General features: G+C 58.1%; 19 protein-coding genes. 7 read left to right on the forward strand and 12 right to left on the reverse strand.

Annotated elements, in window-relative coordinates; genetic code table 11:
• The first annotated feature begins 5 nt into the window (after positions 1 to 5).
• On the forward strand, positions 6 to 830 hold the full coding sequence (gene pyrF, locus EDC30_RS11870) for an orotidine-5'-phosphate decarboxylase (RefSeq protein ID WP_243656750.1): 825 nt from the start codon (positions 6 to 8) through the stop codon (positions 828 to 830).
• Positions 831 to 906: 76 nt separating this feature from the next.
• On the opposite strand, the gene EDC30_RS11875 is transcribed toward pyrF, so the two are convergent.
• The 4 genes from EDC30_RS11875 to thiL all read right to left on the reverse strand — a co-directional run bounded on the left by EDC30_RS11875 (position 907) and on the right by thiL (position 3,235).
• The gene (locus EDC30_RS11875; RefSeq protein ID WP_132259061.1) at positions 907 to 1,152 is read right to left on the reverse strand and encodes a hypothetical protein; all 246 of its coding nucleotides are present in this window, start codon (positions 1,150 to 1,152) and stop codon (positions 907 to 909) included.
• Positions 1,153 to 1,192: 40 nt separating this feature from the next.
• Positions 1,193 to 1,678, reverse strand: coding sequence for a CinA family protein (locus EDC30_RS11880; protein WP_132259062.1), 486 nt, complete (start codon positions 1,676 to 1,678; stop codon positions 1,193 to 1,195).
• A 67-nt stretch (positions 1,679 to 1,745) separates the two neighbouring features.
• Positions 1,746 to 2,213 (reverse strand): phosphatidylglycerophosphatase A family protein, encoded by a 468-nt coding sequence (locus EDC30_RS11885; RefSeq protein WP_132259198.1) that lies wholly within the window; start codon positions 2,211 to 2,213, stop codon positions 1,746 to 1,748.
• A 53-nt stretch (positions 2,214 to 2,266) separates the two neighbouring features.
• Positions 2,267 to 3,235 (reverse strand): thiamine-phosphate kinase, encoded by a 969-nt coding sequence (gene thiL / locus EDC30_RS11890; protein ID WP_132259063.1) that lies wholly within the window; start codon positions 3,233 to 3,235, stop codon positions 2,267 to 2,269.
• 179 nt (positions 3,236 to 3,414) lie between these two features.
• On the opposite strand from thiL, the gene EDC30_RS11895 reads away from it, so the two are divergent.
• Entirely contained in the window at positions 3,415 to 5,727 is a 2,313-nt protein-coding gene (locus tag EDC30_RS11895; RefSeq protein ID WP_132259064.1) for an NADP-dependent malic enzyme, read from the forward strand.
• Between the two features lie 171 nt (positions 5,728 to 5,898).
• Positions 5,899 to 6,078 (forward strand): hypothetical protein, encoded by a 180-nt coding sequence (locus EDC30_RS11900; protein WP_132259065.1) that lies wholly within the window; start codon positions 5,899 to 5,901, stop codon positions 6,076 to 6,078.
• Between the two features lie 8 nt (positions 6,079 to 6,086).
• On the opposite strand, the gene EDC30_RS11905 is transcribed toward EDC30_RS11900, so the two are convergent.
• The 4 genes from EDC30_RS11905 to EDC30_RS11920 all read right to left on the reverse strand — a co-directional run bounded on the left by EDC30_RS11905 (position 6,087) and on the right by EDC30_RS11920 (position 8,989).
• Positions 6,087 to 7,025 (reverse strand): DUF808 domain-containing protein, encoded by a 939-nt coding sequence (locus EDC30_RS11905; RefSeq protein WP_132259066.1) that lies wholly within the window; start codon positions 7,023 to 7,025, stop codon positions 6,087 to 6,089.
• Between the two features lie 102 nt (positions 7,026 to 7,127).
• The gene (locus EDC30_RS11910) at positions 7,128 to 7,811 is read right to left on the reverse strand and encodes an SOS response-associated peptidase (RefSeq protein ID WP_132259067.1); all 684 of its coding nucleotides are present in this window, start codon (positions 7,809 to 7,811) and stop codon (positions 7,128 to 7,130) included.
• Between the two features lie 47 nt (positions 7,812 to 7,858).
• A complete protein-coding gene (locus EDC30_RS11915; RefSeq protein WP_132259068.1) occupies positions 7,859 to 8,533 on the reverse strand; it encodes a DUF4336 domain-containing protein in 675 nt (224 codons plus the stop codon).
• A 111-nt stretch (positions 8,534 to 8,644) separates the two neighbouring features.
• Positions 8,645 to 8,989: a HopJ type III effector protein gene (locus EDC30_RS11920; protein ID WP_132259069.1), complete on the reverse strand. Its 345-nt coding sequence runs from the start codon at positions 8,987 to 8,989 to the stop codon at positions 8,645 to 8,647.
• A gap of 226 nt (positions 8,990 to 9,215) precedes the next feature.
• Between EDC30_RS11920 and EDC30_RS11925 the strand changes: the two genes are divergently transcribed.
• Positions 9,216 to 10,166 carry an MYG1 family protein gene (locus tag EDC30_RS11925; RefSeq protein ID WP_132259070.1) on the forward strand — a complete coding sequence of 317 codons (951 nt, stop codon included), beginning with the start codon at positions 9,216 to 9,218 and terminating at the stop codon, positions 10,164 to 10,166.
• Positions 10,167 to 10,195: 29 nt separating this feature from the next.
• Here the strand turns inward: EDC30_RS11925 and EDC30_RS11930 are convergent, their stop codons facing one another.
• From EDC30_RS11930 to EDC30_RS11940, 3 genes are all read right to left on the reverse strand, one after another.
• Positions 10,196 to 11,017, reverse strand: coding sequence for a M90 family metallopeptidase (locus EDC30_RS11930; protein ID WP_132259071.1), 822 nt, complete (start codon positions 11,015 to 11,017; stop codon positions 10,196 to 10,198).
• Between the two features lie 6 nt (positions 11,018 to 11,023).
• The gene (locus EDC30_RS11935) at positions 11,024 to 11,524 is read right to left on the reverse strand and encodes a low molecular weight protein-tyrosine-phosphatase (protein WP_132259072.1); all 501 of its coding nucleotides are present in this window, start codon (positions 11,522 to 11,524) and stop codon (positions 11,024 to 11,026) included.
• 128 nt (positions 11,525 to 11,652) lie between these two features.
• On the reverse strand, positions 11,653 to 11,973 hold the full coding sequence (locus EDC30_RS11940) for a hypothetical protein (RefSeq protein WP_132259073.1): 321 nt from the start codon (positions 11,971 to 11,973) through the stop codon (positions 11,653 to 11,655).
• Between the two features lie 591 nt (positions 11,974 to 12,564).
• Here EDC30_RS11940 and EDC30_RS11945 point away from each other — a divergent pair.
• From EDC30_RS11945 to EDC30_RS11955, 3 genes are all read left to right on the forward strand, one after another.
• The gene (locus tag EDC30_RS11945; RefSeq protein WP_132259074.1) at positions 12,565 to 13,656 is read left to right on the forward strand and encodes an SMP-30/gluconolactonase/LRE family protein; all 1,092 of its coding nucleotides are present in this window, start codon (positions 12,565 to 12,567) and stop codon (positions 13,654 to 13,656) included.
• Positions 13,657 to 13,804: 148 nt separating this feature from the next.
• Positions 13,805 to 15,238: a response regulator gene (locus EDC30_RS11950; protein ID WP_132259075.1), complete on the forward strand. Its 1,434-nt coding sequence runs from the start codon at positions 13,805 to 13,807 to the stop codon at positions 15,236 to 15,238.
• Positions 15,239 to 15,397: 159 nt separating this feature from the next.
• Positions 15,398 to 16,807: a PQQ-dependent sugar dehydrogenase gene (locus EDC30_RS11955; RefSeq protein WP_132259076.1), complete on the forward strand. Its 1,410-nt coding sequence runs from the start codon at positions 15,398 to 15,400 to the stop codon at positions 16,805 to 16,807.
• Positions 16,808 to 16,935: 128 nt separating this feature from the next.
• On the opposite strand, the gene EDC30_RS11960 is transcribed toward EDC30_RS11955, so the two are convergent.
• Entirely contained in the window at positions 16,936 to 17,256 is a 321-nt protein-coding gene (locus tag EDC30_RS11960) for a BON domain-containing protein (protein ID WP_132259077.1), read from the reverse strand.
• Positions 17,257 to 17,479: the final 223 nt, after the last annotated feature.

Below are 17,479 nucleotides of genomic sequence, written 5' to 3' on the forward strand. Positions count from 1 at the left end.
CTGCCGTGACTGCTTTCATCGATAAACTTACCGCCGCCTGGACGGGCAATGATTCCCTGCTGTGCATCGGACTTGATCCTGATATTCAAAAGCTGCCTGAAGAGCTGCAGGAAGAACCCGATGCCATTTATGCCTTCTGCAAGGACATCATCGACGACACGGCAGACCTGGTGTGTGCCTTCAAGCCGCAAATCGCGTATTTCGCGGCCCTCGGCGCCGAGGAAGAGCTCGAAGCGATCTGCCGTTATATCCGTGAACAGTATCCGCATATCCCCATCGTGCTGGATGCCAAGCGCGGCGACATCGGCGCCACCGCCGAACAATATGCCCGCGAAGCTTTCGAGCGTTACCGTGCCGATGCGGTGACGGTCAATCCTTACATGGGTTTCGATTCGGTGGCGCCGTATCTGGAATGGAAAGACCGCGGCGTGATCGTCTTGTGCCGCACCTCGAATCCGGGCGGATCGGACCTGCAATTCCTCGATGTCGGCGGCAAGCCGCTGTACCAGCATGTGGCGCAGCTGGTCGCGGACAAATGGAATACCAATGGCCAGTGCGGTCTCGTGGTCGGCGCGACTTTCCCGAAAGAGATTGAAGAAGTGCGCAGGATCGTCGGCGACATGCCCCTGCTGGTGCCAGGCATCGGCGCGCAGGGCGGAGATATTGCTGCGACTGTCGCGGCAGGGCGGACAGCCGCCGGCACCGGCATGATGATCAATTCTTCGCGCGCCATCCTGTATGCCAAGAAGGTCGGCGAAGAGACTTATGCCGGCGCGGCGCGGCGGGTGGCGCAGGAAACGCGCGACGCCATTAATAGCTGCCGCCAGTAATGTAATCGGCAAGTTTAGGGGCAGCCTTACGGGCGGATTTGCGCTACCCCCGCTCTTTCCTGGAAATGCCCATCATCTATTCGAACTGATAGGGCTGTGCAGCGACAGCAGGTGGCCGAGGAAAGAGTCCGGCCTGGAAGCTGTCGCGCAGCGTTTGCAGCTCTGCTTCGCTCATGCCGAGCGCAGCGGCGCTGAACATGTGCCGGTCCGGCGTATGCATCAGGAACGCCTGCATTTCATTGGCCAGCAATTCGTTATTGAGCGCGTCGCATCCGCGGCTGCGCAGGAACTGGGTGAACTTGCTGCGCGTGCCCGCATCCATTCCATGCGACCAGAACCATACGCTGCGGGGAATGACGTTCCTACGCCTGTTCCAGGAATTTCAGCAAACCTTGCAAGGCGTGGACTACCGTTTGTTGGCGCACGGCCTGGCGGTCGCCGGCAAATACCAGGCGCTCGGTACGCGTGGTGCCATCCTTCGACCAAGCGAAACAGACCGTGCCGACCGGCTTGCCCGGTACCGCGCCGCCGGGGCCGGCAATGCCGGTCGTCGCCACGGCGATATGGGCATTGCTGTTGGCAATCGCGCCTTCGGCCATGGCTGCGGCGATTTCCTCGCTGACCGTGCCATGCAGCGCGATGGCGGCTGCCGAGACATCCAGCAAGTCGGTCTTGGAAGCATTGGAATAGGTGACAAAACCGCAGTCGAACCATTCGGAAGAGCCGGCAATCTCCGTGATGGCCTGGGCGACGCCGCCGCCGGTGCAGGATTCGGCAGTGGCAAGCAGCAAGCCACGGGATTTCAACGCCTGTCCCACACGCGCTGCAAGATCGATGATGTCTTCCATATTGTCTCCTTGACTGTTGAAATCGTTGATGTCGTTTCCAGGCGGCGCCGCTGATTTTGCTTTCGCGTTACAGCGTGCGCCAGATGGCAAACACCAGTAAGGTATAGAAAGCTGCCACGATATCGTCCCACATGACGCCGAAGCCACCCTTGAAGCGGCGGTCGAAATGGGCGATTGGCGGTGGTTTCACCATATCAAAGAATCGGAACCAGAGAAAGGCCCAAACCTGGGTGGCGGTGTCGGCCGGTGTGATAAACAGCAGTACGAGCCAGAAAGCGATGATTTCATCCCAGACCATGCTGCCATGGTCGGCAATGCCCATGTCGCGCCCGGTGCGGTCGCATGCCCAGATGCCGACCACGAAACCGGCGACGATGATCACCATCCAGTTGAATGGCGTGAAGAATTCCGGCCAGCGCGTGGAGAGGACGGCAAAGCTCAGCCACGCCAGCAGCGTGCCCATGGTGCCCGGCATGACCGGCGACAGGCCGCTGCCGAAGCCCTGCGCCAGCAAGTGGGACGGATGCGCCAGCATGAAGTTCGGGCCTGGTCTGTGAATATAGGCTTGGGAAGCAGGGGAGGGTGACGTCATGGTGTGGCGAAATGGTCGAAAGAGGTCAGGGAAAGTGAGCAGGGTTTGCCGGCGGCATCGACCAGGCGCAGCCCAGTTGCGGTTTCGATCACGCCGATGCGGGTGACCGGGGTGGCGCTGGCTTGTGCCGCGGCCAGCACGTCGTCGCGCCGGTCAGAGGAGGCGGTGAAGCACAACTCGTAATCGTCGCCGCCGGCCATGCAATAAGCCCGCTGCAATTCCGGGCGCTGGCAGGCCAGTATCGGCCCGGCAGGCAGGGCGTCGACATCCACGGTAGCGCCGACGCCGGATTGTTTCAGGATATGGCCCAGGTCGCCGACCAGTCCATCGGAAATATCGATGGCGGCATGCGCCACGCCTCGCAATGCCAGCCCCAGGGCGACGCGCGGCGTCGGCGCGTGCAGGCGTGGCGCGGCCACGTCGAGGCTTTCACCATCCAGCGCCATTTCGCCCGAAAGAGCTGCCAGCGCCAGACGGGCGTCGCCAAGCGTTCCGGATACCCAGATATCATCGCCCGGGCGGGCCGCAGCTCGGCGCAGGGCCATGCCCGGCGGCAGTTCGCCAAACACGGTAATGCTGACGGTCAGCGGTCCCTTGGTCGTATCGCCGCCGACCAGCTCACAGTCGAGACTATCTGCCAGCGCCAGCATGCCTTGCGCAAACGGGGCGAGCCAGGCTTCGTCTGCGGCTGGCAATGCCAGCGCCAGGGTAAAGGCAAGCGGCCTGGCGCCCATTGCCGCCAGGTCGGACAGATTGACCGCAAGGCTTTTATGGCCAAGCAAGCGCGGATCGGCGCCGGGAAAGAAATGCCGGCCTTCGACCAGCATATCGGTGGAGATGGCCAGTTGTCGGTTAGTCAATGGCGCCAGCAGCGCGCAATCATCGCCCACGCCGAGCGCGGCGGCGCTGCCTGGGCGCAGCGGCCGGGTGAAGAAACGCGCAATCAAGTCGAATTCGGAAAGCATGACAGGATTGTACCGAAGGATGGGCGCAAGATTGCGTCTTCGACAGCTTTCCTTTTGCTGCCTCATGCCGGCGGAATCCACGGCAGGCCGGGAAATGAACTTCACGGCCTGAATAGCATGAGAGGAAACGCTCGCTCTGCTAGAATCATCGTTTTAGCAAGCACGAAAAAGGCCGTTCGATGGATTCCGAAAAAAGCCGCAAGGAGCAGGTACGCCAACAATTGCGCGAGTCCGCGCTGTACTACCACCAGTTTCCGACACCCGGCAAGATCAGCGTCACCCCCACCAAGCAACTGACCAACCAGCGCGACATGGCGGTCGCCTATTCGCCGGGTGTGGCGGCGCCCTGCGAAGAAATCGTCGCCGACCCGAACAACGCCTTCAAGTACACCGCGCGCGGCAACCTGGTGGCGGTCATCACCAACGGCACCGCCGTGCTCGGCCTGGGCAATATCGGCCCGCTGGCTTCCAAGCCTGTGATGGAAGGCAAGGGCGTGCTGTTCAAGAAGTTCGCCGGCGTGGATGTTTTCGATATCGAAATCAATGAAAACGATCCCGACAAGCTGGTCGACATCATCGCCGCGCTGGAACCCACCTTTGGCGGCATCAACCTGGAAGACATCAAGGCGCCGGAATGCTTCTACATCGAACGCAAGCTGCGCGAACGGATGAAGATTCCCGTCTTCCATGACGACCAGCACGGCACCGCCATCATCGTCGGCGCAGCCATCCTGAACGGCCTGAAAGTGGTCGGCAAGAACATCAAGGAGTGCAAGCTCGTGGTATCCGGCGCCGGCGCCGCCGCGCTGGCTTGCCTGGATCTGATTGTCGACCTCGGCTTCCCGATCGAAAATATCTTCGTTACCGACCTGGCCGGCGTGGTCTATGAAGGCCGCACTGAGCTGATGGACCCGGACAAGGCGCGCTTTGCCCAAAAGACCAGCGCCCGTACGCTGGCTGAAATCATTCCCGGCGCCGATATTTTCCTCGGCCTGTCCGCCGGTGGCGTGCTGAAGCAGGAAATGGTCAAGGCCATGGCGCCGCGTCCGCTGGTGCTGGCGCTGGCCAACCCGAATCCGGAAATCCTGCCGGAAGAAGTCATGGCCGTGCGCGACGATGCGGTGATTGCCACCGGCCGTTCGGACTATCCGAACCAGGTCAACAACGTCCTGTGCTTCCCGTACATCTTCCGGGGCGCGCTCGATTGCGGCGCCACCACCATCAGCCGCGAGATGGAAATCGCCACCGTGCATGCCATCGCCGACCTGGCGCAGGCCGAGCAGTCGGATATCGTCGCCGCCGCCTACGGCATCGAGAACATGTCGTTCGGCCCGGAATACCTGATTCCGAAGCCTTTCGATCCGCGCCTGATGATCAAGATCGCGCCGGCGGTGGCAAGGGCGGCGGAAGTGTCGGGCGTGGCATTGCGGCCGATCGCCGACATGCAGGCTTACGTCGACCGCCTGCAGCAATTCGTCTATCACAGCGGCACGTTCATGAAGCCGATCTTCGCCATGGCCAAGAAGGCGCCGGCGGAGACCAAGCGCATCGTGTTCGCCGAGGGTGAGGAAGAGCGCGTGTTGCGCGCCGTGCAGATCGTGGTCGACGAGCAATTGGCCAAGCCGATCCTCGTAGGCCGTCCGGCTGTCCTGCTCAAGCGCATCGAGCGCTTCGGCCTGCGCCTGCGGCCGGGTGTCGATTTCGAGGTCGTCAATCCCGAGTACGATGAGCGCTATCGCGAATTCTGGCAAACCTTCCATGCGATGTCGGCCAGGAAGGGGATTACCGAGTCCTATGCCAAGCTGGAGATGCGCCGCCGCCATACGCTGATCGGCTCGATGCTGATCCATAAGGGCTATGCCGACGGCATGATCTGCGGCACCTTCGGCACCATCCCGCTGCACCTGCATTACATCGACCAGATTATCGGCAGGCGCGAAGGTGTCAATGTCTATGGCGCGATGAATATCCTCATCCTGCCGGACCGGCAAGTGGCCCTGGTCGATACGCACGTCAATGAAAATCCGACGGCGGAACAGATTGCCGAGTTGACGATGCTGGCGGCGGAAGAAATGCGCCGTTTCGGCCTGTATCCGCGCGTGGCCCTGCTGTCGCATTCCAACTTCGGCACCAGCAATAGCGAATCGGCGCAAAAGATGCGCCGCGCGCTGGCGATCCTGCATGAACTGGCGCCGGACCTGGAAGTCGATGGCGAGATGCATGGCGATACGGCGCTCGATTCGGCGCTGCTGAAGAAAACCATGCCGGATTCACCCTTGAAGGGCGATGCCAACCTGCTGGTGCTGCCGAACCTGGATGCCGCCAATATCTCGTACAACCTGCTGAAGAATGCGGCAGGTAGCGGGATCGCGATTGGCCCGGTGCTGCTCGGTTGCGCCAAGCCTGTGCATATCCTTACTCCGTCAGCTACCGTGCGGCGGATTGTCAACCTGACCGCGTTGTGCGTGGTGGACGCGATTTCGCAGCGTTAATCCTTTTGACGCTCCAACGAGCCGCCCAGTGCAAACCGGGCGGCTTTTTTATTTACTCCTGCTGACTGACCAAGAAGTGTCCGCATGCAGGCAAGTCAGGCCGGAACCATTGCCGGTAGCATGTCATCCAACTTGGTTCATGAATCTTGGATATTCGGAAGGAGAAACACCATGCCACGAGGCGACAAGTCAGCTTATACCGACAAGCAAAAGCGTCAGGCGCAGCATATCGAAGAAGGCTATGTAGAGCGCGGTGTGCCCGAGAAAGAAGCCCAGCGCCGGGCGTGGGCGACCGAGAACAAGATTTCCGGTGGCGGCCGCAAGTCGGGCTCGGGCCGCAAGCACCACTGAACACGCACTCAGGCTTGCTTGCGCATACCCTTGAACAAGCGGCTGGCAACATTGACCACCACCAGCACGATGGCGCCGGCAATATTGCCGGCAATGGCATTGAACAGCGTCGGCAAGATGGCCGCCAGGATGCCGCCGATTCCGGCGATGCCAGCCGTCGTGTCGGCAATGCCTTCAATGAAGTGGTGCAGGGCCGGCATGCCATGGACGAGGATGCCGCCACCCACCATGAACATGGCGGCCGTACCGACTACCGACAGCGTTTTCATGAGCCAGGGCGCGGCGGCCAGCAGTAGCCTGCCCAAACCGGCGCGCATGCCGCCTTTGCGGCTCAGATAGAGCCCTGCATCGTCGAGCTTGACGATTCCGGCGACCAGGCCATAAACGCCCGCGGTCATCAGTAAGGCAATACCCGCCAGCACCGCTACGCGTGCGCCGAAAGACGCGCCAGCAACCGTTCCCAGGGCAATGACGATAATTTCAGCAGAGAGAATGAAGTCGGTACGCACGGCGCCCTGGATCTTTTCCTTTTCGTAGGCGACGATGTCCACTTTCTCATCGTTCAGCGCATGAGCCATGGCATCATGATGCGCCTCGTCTTCGGCCTTGCTGTGCAAGAATTTGTGCGCCAGCTTTTCCACGCCTTCGAAGCACAGATACGCGCCGCCCAGCATCAGCAGCGGCGTCACCAGCCATGGGATGAATGCACTGATGGCCAGGGCCGCCGGTACCAGGATCAGCTTGTTTTTCAGGGAGCCTTTGGCGACCGCCCATACCACAGGTAATTCCCGTTCGGCGCGCACGCCCGTCACTTGCTGTGCATTGAGCGCAAGATCGTCGCCAAGCACGCCGGAGGTTTTTTTCGCCGCGACCTTGGTCATGGTGGCGACATCGTCGAGCACGCTGGCAATATCGTCGAGCAGGGTTAACAGACTGGCTCCGGCCACGATCATTCTCCTTCTTGTAGACAAATTGGCAATGCGCGATTAGACCACACTCATGGATGCCGGGCTACTTACATAGCGAAATGGCTCCGGCTTCAGGCTCATTCACAATAGCGGCAAATTGTCTTGCCTGGGCTTGGCCTTGCGCATGGCGACCTTGGGCGCGGGCACCGCGTGCAGCTTCTCGGCAGGATACGCGGCAAAGAAGGTGCGTGCTTCTTCCGTATCGGCTTGCAGCCAGTCTGCATATTGATCCGGCTGGAGAATCACCACCATGCGCTTTTCATCGTCGGGCTTGTGAAAGCGCTGCATCAGCGGATGCTCATCGGCATTAATCGTCAGCATGGAAAACGAAACCAGCGGCTGATCGTCGGGGCCGCCGTTCGGGCGCCAGTCCCAGATGCCGGCGATGCCGAGATCCAGGCCTTCCGCCGAACTGATCTTCCAGCGCACTGCATGTCCGGATTCATAATTCGGTTCGAAAATGGCTTCGGCGGGAATGATGCAAAACTGGCGCTTGCGGTAGGCAGTGCGATAAGACGGCTTGGCGCCGACCGTTTCGGTGCGGGCGTTATAGGTATGGCGCGACAGTTTCATATCGGCCCACGCCGGCACGAGCCCGAAGCAGGCTGGCACGCATTCCCGTTCGCCGCTGCCGTCTTCCGCCAGGCGGACGATTGGCGCCAGGTAACCGGGAAAGGCTTCCTTGCCGGTTCCGTAACGTGGTGGCGCGGCGCCGAATTGCTGTTGAATGCGGTCTGATCGGGAGGGAATGTAATTTGCGCACATGTTTTATTGTAGGCGCGATTTCACCCCGCGTACTTTGATCAACGCAATCAAAACCATGCAAGTGCTTCGGAAAGTGCAGCACGGGCATCCTGCTCGATGATGGCATTGTGCGCCACGATGACGCGTTCGGTTGGCCACTCAAGTATCTTGGCGGCGCTAGCGCGCGCAGCCTCGCGGTCGCGGTTAATCAATCTGATCGTGCGCGGCACGGCCAGACGGTTACGGACGCCGGTCAACTTGGCATACAGACGCGTTGCTATGGGCAGATCGCCTTCCCAGCATTGGCACAGGTCGGTCAGGATGACAGAGCGTGAAGGCCAGTGAAACCAGGCATGTTCATTGATCGTTGGAATGCCTTCAAAGAGCAACTGCCCCAGCTCTTCCATCCATTCGGGTTCACCCGACGGTGCCAGAACGCGCAAGCCTTGCAGGTCCGGTCGCTTGGCGGATAATCCGCGCGGCCCAAAGAGAAGAGCCTCCGGGTAAGCCTTGGCCCACTCGCCGATGAACAAGTGGTGCACCTTGCTCGGCGCTACCAGGTAGGCGATATCGCCCAGCGCTTCGACCTGATTGCGCAACTCCGGCGTCAAGGGAATAGGGGAGTGCAGCCATAGCCGGCCATCGCGCAATCGAACGACTGTCATGCGCGTTGAAAGGTGGATGCCCTTGATGACGAAATGGTGTTGCGCATGCCAGATATCCGGCGCGATTGCTTGAAGCATGAATACTCCCTGCAGACTGACCGTTTGTGTTTAGGATGCTAACACAAGGGTAAAACCCGGTCAGGGCTTTGCCTGCCGCCGGCATGCGCCTTATTAGGGGCTTATTTGAGCTTACTTGGCCTTGAGAGGCTGGCTATCGAATTTCATGCCGCCCCAGCCGGTCTTCATGAAATTGCGAATGTTCTGGTGATCCGTGCCTTCCGGATGCTTGAGCACGTCATCGCGATAGTACGCACCGAAGCATGCCAATGTCTGCTGTTCATTGAGCTGGTTCAGCTGCGCAAAGGCAAACAGCTTGCACGACCCGGAATTCTGGCCGGCTTCATTGCGCAGGCTGCCGTTGGTAAACGCTGCAGGTGTGAAATCGTACGACGCTTCGATGGCAGCCATGGTGTCGGTAAAGGCAATCGATTCCGGAGAATCGTTCAGTTTTTGGAGAAAGGCATCAAGATTCATGGATGATAACTAAGAGGTTGAATGAAAATTAAATGTTAAAGCTCAGCGCATCATCATGCTGTCATGCGCTGCTAGGCGCGCATTGTAACGTGTGACAAACAATGCTTCTCTATAAATATTGAGTTCAGCTTTCCATTCATCATCCCATGCGAATTCCCCGTACAATGAACGCTATGCAGAAGCGTTTAGACGCTTGTTATTGAACTCGTATGAAAGAATTTACATAGTGATCATTGCCACCCATTCTGGAAAATTTCATGCCGACGATGTGTGGGCTGTGATGGTGCTCAACCTGCTATTCCCCGATAGCGAACTGGTGCGCACGCGCGACCCCGAGCGCATCGCCGCTGCGGATTTCGCCGTCGATGTCGGCGGCATCTGGGATCCGCAGGCAGGCCGCTTCGATCACCATCAAAAAGGCTTTTCTGGCGCGCGGCAGTCAGGTGTGCTCTATGCCAGCGCCGGCCTGGTCTGGCGCGAATACGGCGCGCGCTGCGTGGCGCTGCTGGCGCAACAGCACTTGCAGCACACGCTCACCGACAAGGATGCGCAAGACATGGCTTACGCAATTGACGCCGATCTCGTGCAATATCTGGACATGTCCGATACCGGCACGGCGCGCAATGCCCCGGGCGGCTATGGCTTGTCGGCAGTGGTATCGGGATTCAATCTCACCTGGCTCGATGAGCAGCGCAGCGGCAGTGTCGCGTCAGCGGAAGATATGCGCCAGCGCCAGTTTTCACGCGCGATGGAGTTCATGGTCGATGTGCTGATCAACCAGGTGCGCTACCGTGTCGGTAGCATGCTGGCTGCGGGCCAGGTACGTCTGGCAGAACGGCTGGAGGGCGGGCGCTTGCTTTACCTCGGCAATGCGGCCTTGCCATGGAGTTCAATCGTGCGCAAGGAAATGCCCGAAGTTCTCTTTGTCATCAGCTACAGCATTACCGAAAACCGCTACATGCTGCATACGGTGCCGGCCGCTGCCGAGACCTTCGATGCGCGTTGCGACTTGCCGGCGACCTGGGCTGGATTGCAAGGCGCGGAACTGGCTGCAGTGACTGGCGTTGCCGATGCCGTGTTTTGCCATAATGGCCGTTTCATTGCCGCGGCGCTTTCCTACGAAGGTGTGTTGCAGATGGCGCGGCTGGCACTTGAGGATGCTGACAGCGCCGAGTAAGCGACTAAGCGGCGCAGCAGGACGAAAGCTCAGCGCCAGCCGAACGGGTCGACGCGGTAAAAGCTTTGCAGCTGCCGGTACAGTTCGGGGTGCATTGCCGCCATTTCCTGCGGCTGTTCGAAAAACACTTCCGTGATCACGGCAAAAAATTCCGCCGGGCTTTCCGCGCCATAGTAATCGAACAGCGTATCGAGCTCGTCATCCGCCTGCTGGCGCAGATGAGCATATTCCGCTCCCAGCGCTTCCGACCATGGTTGGTAGTGTTCGGCGCGCGCCAGTATCGGCGCCCCGGTCGCTGCGCCTTTTTCCTGGTCGAGCTGATGGGCGAATTCATGGATGACGACATTGCGCCCATCGCCAAAAAAACGGGCATCGTCGATGGCGTCTTCCCAGGACAGGACCACTTGCCCATCGCCCCAGGATTCGCCGGACAAGTCATCCAGGTATTCCGACAAGACGCCGGCTTCATCGACTTCCTGCTTTTTTACCCTGAATGCGCCGGGATACACCAGGATGCGTTCGAGCTTGGGATAGTAGTCGGTCTTGCGGTTCAGAAGGAGCAGGCAGGCTTGCGCGGCGATCGTCACGCGCATGTCGTCCGTGATGTGCAAGTCTGCGCAACCGACGAATGTCTTTTCCGCGATGAAGACCTGCATATGGCCGCGCAATTGCGCCTGCAAATCTGTTGGCAGCAGACGGTAATAGGGCACCCGTCTGCGCAGAATCTCCAGCCAGGCCTGGGGAAATGGCCGGTTGTATAAGCGCCGGCGCTGCCATTCGATGAAGTATGGCTTGCCGATCAACCAGGCGAGAAATAGCAGGCACAAGCCTGCCACGATCAGCATTGCCATGGATGGTCAGGCGACCTGCGGCTCCGCGGCAAGGTCCTTGCGCAAGACGTCGAGCAAGCCATCGGACGCATCTTCGATGTAATCCAGTACCCGGTCAAAGCCGCTGCCGCCGCCATAATACGGATCGGGCACGACATCGGATGGCGAATTGCTGGCATATTGCATGAACAAGCCAAGTTTGTGGTGATGCTGCGGCGGGCAGGCCGTTTGCAGGCGGGCGAGATTGTCGCGGTCCATCGCCAGCACATAGTCGAAGTCGCTGAAGTCGCTGGCCTGGACCTGGCGCGCACGCTGCATCGACAAGTCGTAGCCGCGCCGCTGCGCAAATTGCTGCGACCGATTGTCCGGCGCATTGCCGACATGATAGTCATGGGTTCCAGCCGAGTCGATCCGAATGATATCCGTTAATCCGGCGGCTGCCACACGGTTGCGGAATACGCCTTCCGCAGTAGGCGAACGGCAGATATTGCCCATGCAGACAAAAAGGATGGAACGCTTACTGGTCATGTCTATCGGTAAAGTGGCTGATGAAAAATTTTAATCAGCTATCTTAACAAAAGTATTTCCATGCATTAAGTAAGGATGCCGGAAAGGTGTGTCCGATTTTTCGGTGCTTCCTGGCGCTTTCCCGCTGCTTATACGGGATTCCAGGTCATGATCTTGGCTTGCTGGTGCCGCGGCTGTTTGCCGCAATCGCATTCGGTCCAGGTTTTGTGGTCGTTCCACAATTCGGGATTAAAGCCGTTGAAATCCTTCGCCGACTTTAGCGTGAAGGAATTGGGGTCCGCCTCGACGGCTCGTTCGGCACCGCTGACGGCATACTGCACAGGCTGCATGGACGCTTCCTGTTCGGCATCGACTGGTTCGACACTGCCGCCACATGCAGTGGTAAGCAGGGCGGTGCAGATAGAGGCCAAAATAGCCAGACTACGTTGACGGATGAATAGTGATTGCATTCTCGGATCCTTTCTTTTTCATAGGCCGGCAATTGCTTCCTGCAGGCACTATATTAGTCCTTGCTCTGAGAATGATTTGAGGAAAAGGTTCCGGCTATCACTAATTGATTCATGGGAAGAATTAAGGCTGAAGCGGTAGCGAGATTAGGCATCAATTCCGGAAGAAAGCCGAAGACGTTTTTTGATTTCCTTCGAGAAATAGCAATCTGGGTCGTGCTCCAGTGAAAACAAAATAAATAAAACCCCTATTTAGTCCTGTAGGTTAAATATGGCCGAATGGCCAGTTTAACAATTTCAGTTTTGGCATATCATTCGTGGACTTATAAAAATGATATGCATTTGTAAAGCGCCGACTTCATTGCAAATGCCTCGTCCTTATCTAATGTTCCGCAGGAGACAGACATGTGCCATCACCTCGTTATGAATCCATCGAGTCATAGCTTTACCAACACCGATAGCCAAGCCCCACAACTTCCTTTTTGAACTCAAGCCACGAGAGCATGAGCGATTCCCGTTGCGCACAGCATTTGCCTTTCCAACCACAAGAGCGAAAAGCCACTTCCCTTAACCCAAAATGGAGACTTACCCGCTATGACATTTGCGACAAGATCCCGACAGGTTCTCGCTTTAGGTTTATGTGCATTGGCGCTGCAGGGCTGCAAGATCGATACGCTGATTCCCGGCACCGTCAATAACGGTGCGCCAAACCCTAACACGACGCTGGCATGGTCCGAAGGCGGGGCGTTCACCCCGGATGGCCGTCTGTATGTCATTGGCGGGAACCAGCCGTTCAGCTATGGCCCCAATGGCATCATCGTCAACGGCAAGTCCTATATTTATGAAGTGCGCAAGAATGCCAACGGTACTTTCGCCAATGTCCCGGTGGTGGAAGGGAATGTGGGCGGGCGGACCTGCTATTTCGGCGGACTGGCTGCCGTGCGCCAGATGCTGTATGCGACCTGCACCAACATCGAGGAGCTGATGCCGGCATCGGTACTGTACCGGGTCGATACCAGCAAGCCACCCGGCGATCCGCGCCGTATCGCCAGCACGCCGCTGATGACGCCGGCATTCCAGCCGAACGGCATCGCCGTCGATTGGCAGGGCAGTCTCTACATGGCCAACAGCGCCAGCTTCATTGCCACGATGATGTATGGCGTGCCTAACGTGCCGGCGGTCGTCAAGGTCAAGATTGCCGACCCGCTGGCATTTCGCGTGACCGAATCCAACTGGCTGCCTGCTTTGCTGGGCGGATATTCGCCTAATGGCGCGGCGATCAGCGGCAACCAGCTTTACCTGCCGAGCATGAATGTCATTTACCGGATTCCCATACTGGCCAATGGCAGCGCCGGCCTGCCGACCATCGCCTACCAGACGGCGAAGACCAATCTCTTCGATGCTGTGACGGTACTGCCCAACAATATGCTCGCTGTGCCGGAAATCACCAACCCGAATCCTGACCTGGTACAAACGGCGTATCCGGGCACGCCGCCGGCCACGACGCTGACGACGCAGCTGACGCTGATCGACGCCACCACGGGGCGATTTGTCGCCAAGGCGCCATTCCCGAGCTACGTGCGCCCGAGCAGCGTCACAGTCTCGCAGGGCACGATGTTTCCGTATGGGTCGGCGGTCGTGACGGATGCCATAGGCGCGGGCGGCTTATATCTCGTGCAGAAATAGTGTCGTACAAAGCCCGGGTTGGTCGCCCGGGTTTTTGTTGTAAATAAATCACATCATTGCGCAAGGGCTAATTTGGGTGGCAATATCGATGACCGCCATATCCACAATAAACTGAAGCGTAACCACGCCAAGGCCAGGTGAGGAAACCATGAATCGCAAGCAGGCACTCATCGTCGATGATTCCAAGACGGCGCAATATCTATTGAAACGCATGCTGCAGGAATACGAGCTGCGCATCGACGTCGCTTCCTCCGCCGAAGAGGCCCTGGCTTACCTGAGCTATAACCATCCCGCGGTGATCTTCCTTGACCAGCAAATGACCGGCATGACCGGCTTCGAAGCGCTCAAGACGATCAAGGCGAACCCGCATACCGCGCTGATCCCGGTCATCATGTACACCTCGCAAAACGATGACTTGTTCGTTAGCCAGGCGATTGCGCTGGGCGCGCAGGGGTTTCTTTCCAAAGGCGCGATGCATCCGGCCAATCTGCAACAGGTCCTGGAACGGTTAAGCATTCGCAAGCTTGGAGGCAATCCCGTTGCGGCAACCCAGAATCCAGCTATCCAGAACCTGGCTATCCAGAACCCGACAGCGGAAGACACGGCGTCGCAGGACAATGACCTGGAAGTCGTGCCCATCCGTGAAAAGCCGGTTGAGGATCCGGCGGATATCGACAAGGTTCGCATGCAGATCGGGCGCCTGTTCGAATTGCATGGTGCGGATATCAAGTCTTCGCTCAATAGCAGCACGCAATTCATTCTCAAGCGTCTTTCCACCACCATCGATAAATCGGCACACCGGGAAGCCGGTTTGGTCGGCAATGCGCTTGCCAGCATCAAGTCGGTTGTCAGCGCCGCGATCGCTTCGGAGCGCCGCAAGGGCTCGATGGCCAACCGGGTGCTGCTGACCGGGACCATTGTCGTAATGGCCCTGTTCACTTATCTGTTGCTGGAATTGCAAGCGGATACCGAAGCTTCCTCCAAAAGGATCCTGGCCGCGCTCGAAATGAAAAATGTCGACCAGTCGATGACGCGATCCGCATCCATGCCTGGCATATCGCCGGTAAAGATGACGGTGCCGGCCGATGCGCCGGCTGTCATTCATCCTTCACTGTTGCAAGCCATTAGCTGGGCGCAGCATGCGGACTTTCATTTCGATTACGGCGAAGCGCCATTGAGCGGCGCCCGGTTATCCAATCTTCACCAGTTGGTGCAATTGATGGCGGACGGCGGCTATCGGGGCACCCTGATCGTCAACATCAATTTCGGCAACTTCTGCCTGGAGCAGGATGAAGCCAGTTCATGGCGCCTGGCGCGCAGCGACGTCAAGGCAGCCAACTGCAAGATGCTGAAGGATATGAATCCGCGTTTCCCTGTCAATGATTACTTGACGCTGCAATATCAGGCTTTTGAAAAAAATGTGGCGGCGGTGAAGGATGGTCGCGTCAGCATTCGCATTATCAGCAATGGCATCAGCACGCCGGGCGTCGAGTATCCGCTGGTGACACCGCAGACCACGGCCGGTGAATGGAACCGCGCTGCGTTGCGGAACAATCGGATTGCCGTGCAAATTCCTAACTAAAAACAATATGTTGCGGCAAACGGCGGGTACAGCATGCTGCCTCGCCGCTTAATTTTTGTCACCTGAACTTCGCCGCGTGATCAGACGGTTTTTCGTCGCGCCAGTTTTCCGGCCTTGATCTTGCATACTTCGGCATCATGCTAGTTGCAGGAGTGGATCATGGCTTCCCTGAAATCTACATCACACTGTGCGTGGCTCGTATCGATTGCTTGCTTGATTAACCTCGGCGCCTGCAGCGGCGGCGGAGACGCAGCCGCTCCCATCGCGAGTCAAGCGGAACAGTCGACACAGGCGGAGGGCGCGGCTACGCCGGCTCTTGCAGCCGCCTCGGTCCTGGCGACGCTCGACATACCTGCTTCCCTGACTGCGCCGCCATTTGATGTGCCGCGCCAGCTCACCGTGCCGCCGGGCTTCGGCATTCGTTTATGGGCCCGCGTAGAGGGCGCGCGATTCATGGCCCGCGCTCCGAATGGCGATATCCTGGTTTCGCAACCGGGCTCGGGGCAGGTCGTGCTGTTGCGTGAACGTTCGAACGATCTCCCGCAAGCCTTTACTTTCGCCAGCGGTTTGCAAAAACCACATGACTTGGTATTTCATACAATCGGCACGACGACGTATCTCTATATCGCTGAATCGAACCGCATTACCCGCTCCGTTTATCAGAGTGGCGACACCCGATCCGCGACACGCGAAACCGTGGTGGCGGACTTGCCTGATGCCTCCAATATGACCGAGCTGCAGGGCAACTATGCGCATGAATTAAAGAATATCGCGTTGTCACCGGAGCATAAGCTGTATGTGTCGATCGCGTCATCCTGCAATGCTTGTATCGAGGATACGCAAAGCGATCCGCTTCGCGGCGCAATATACGAATATAACGCCGACGGCAGTGGCCGCAGGCTGTACGCACGCGGATTGCGCAATGCCGAAGGATTGGATTTTCTGCCTGGGTCCAGCGCACTATGGGTGGCAGTCAATAATCGCGACAACGTGCCGTACCCCTTCGAGAACGATGCCGACGGCAATGGCACTAACGATGCCGGGCAGATACTGCCATCGTACGTGGATAACAATCCGCCGGAACCTTTCACCCGCGTGCGCGACGGCGGCAACTATGGCTGGCCGTTTTGCAATGTCCTGCCTAATGCCGAAATGAGCAACCTGGAATCGGCACCCGACTATATGTTGAACCGCAATTCGTCGCAATTCGACTGCACCACGGCAGATCGCGCCTCGAAAGGCATTCGCGCCCATTCCGCGCCGCTTGGCCTAAGCTTTTTGCAGGGAAGCACGGTGCCGGAGGCTTACCGCAGCGGGGCAGCGATTGCCTTGCATGGTTGCTGGAATTGCACCACTTTAAGCGCCGGATACAAGGTCGTGTATTTTTCCTTTGATGCGGAAGGCAATGCCGGCAGCGAAATCGACCTGGTCACAGGATTTGTCACGGATCCGGTGGCACGAAGCCTATGGGGAAGGCCGGTGGATGTCATACCGGATGCAAATGGAAATATATTGATTTCGGATGATTACGCCGGGGCGATCTATCAGCTCTACCCGAAAGTGCAATGACACAGTAAATGTGCGCGCACTGAAAGGATTTGAAAATGAGTTGCCCACGCCGCGCGCTTGGCGTCGTGGCCGGCAAGCAGCGCCGACTGTGGAGGACGCTGCTTGCCGCTTACTCGATAAGGGACTTATTACTTGCTGCTACGCGGTTTAACTTGCAGATTGTTTTTCACCGAAGTGACGCCAGATACCTTGCGGGCTGCTTCGACTGCCTTGTTGGCCTGTTCCTGATTATCGACAAATCCGGCCAGCGATACTTCGCCACGGTAGGTGTCGACGTTGATGGCGGCAGCTTCACCGATACCCTGAGTCTGGGCAATCTCGGTTTTCACGCGGGCGGTGAGCGAAGCGTCATCAATGAATTCGCCAGTGCCGCGCGAGGTCTTGGTCGGGGCGCAAGCGGCAAGGCCCAAAGTCAGGATGATGGAAAGGCAGGCAAACAGTTTTTTCATGACAGCTCCTTTTTGACAAATCAAACATCAAGAATGAGTTTCTTCCTGAAGGCATACAGAAAGAATCCATCCACTTTTCTTCAATCGTTACTTCCCGTATTTAATTGAATTTGATGCATGATTTTTTCCGCCGTTCCCATGAATAAGCGCAAATCTCATGATCTGCCGCATGTTTCCATTAAGATGGTAGGCATTTGCGGGTACGAACAAGAAACGGCATAAA

The organism is Paucimonas lemoignei, from assembly GCF_004342585.1.
GTDB classification, from domain to species: Bacteria; Pseudomonadota; Gammaproteobacteria; order Burkholderiales; family Burkholderiaceae_D; genus Paucimonas; species Paucimonas lemoignei.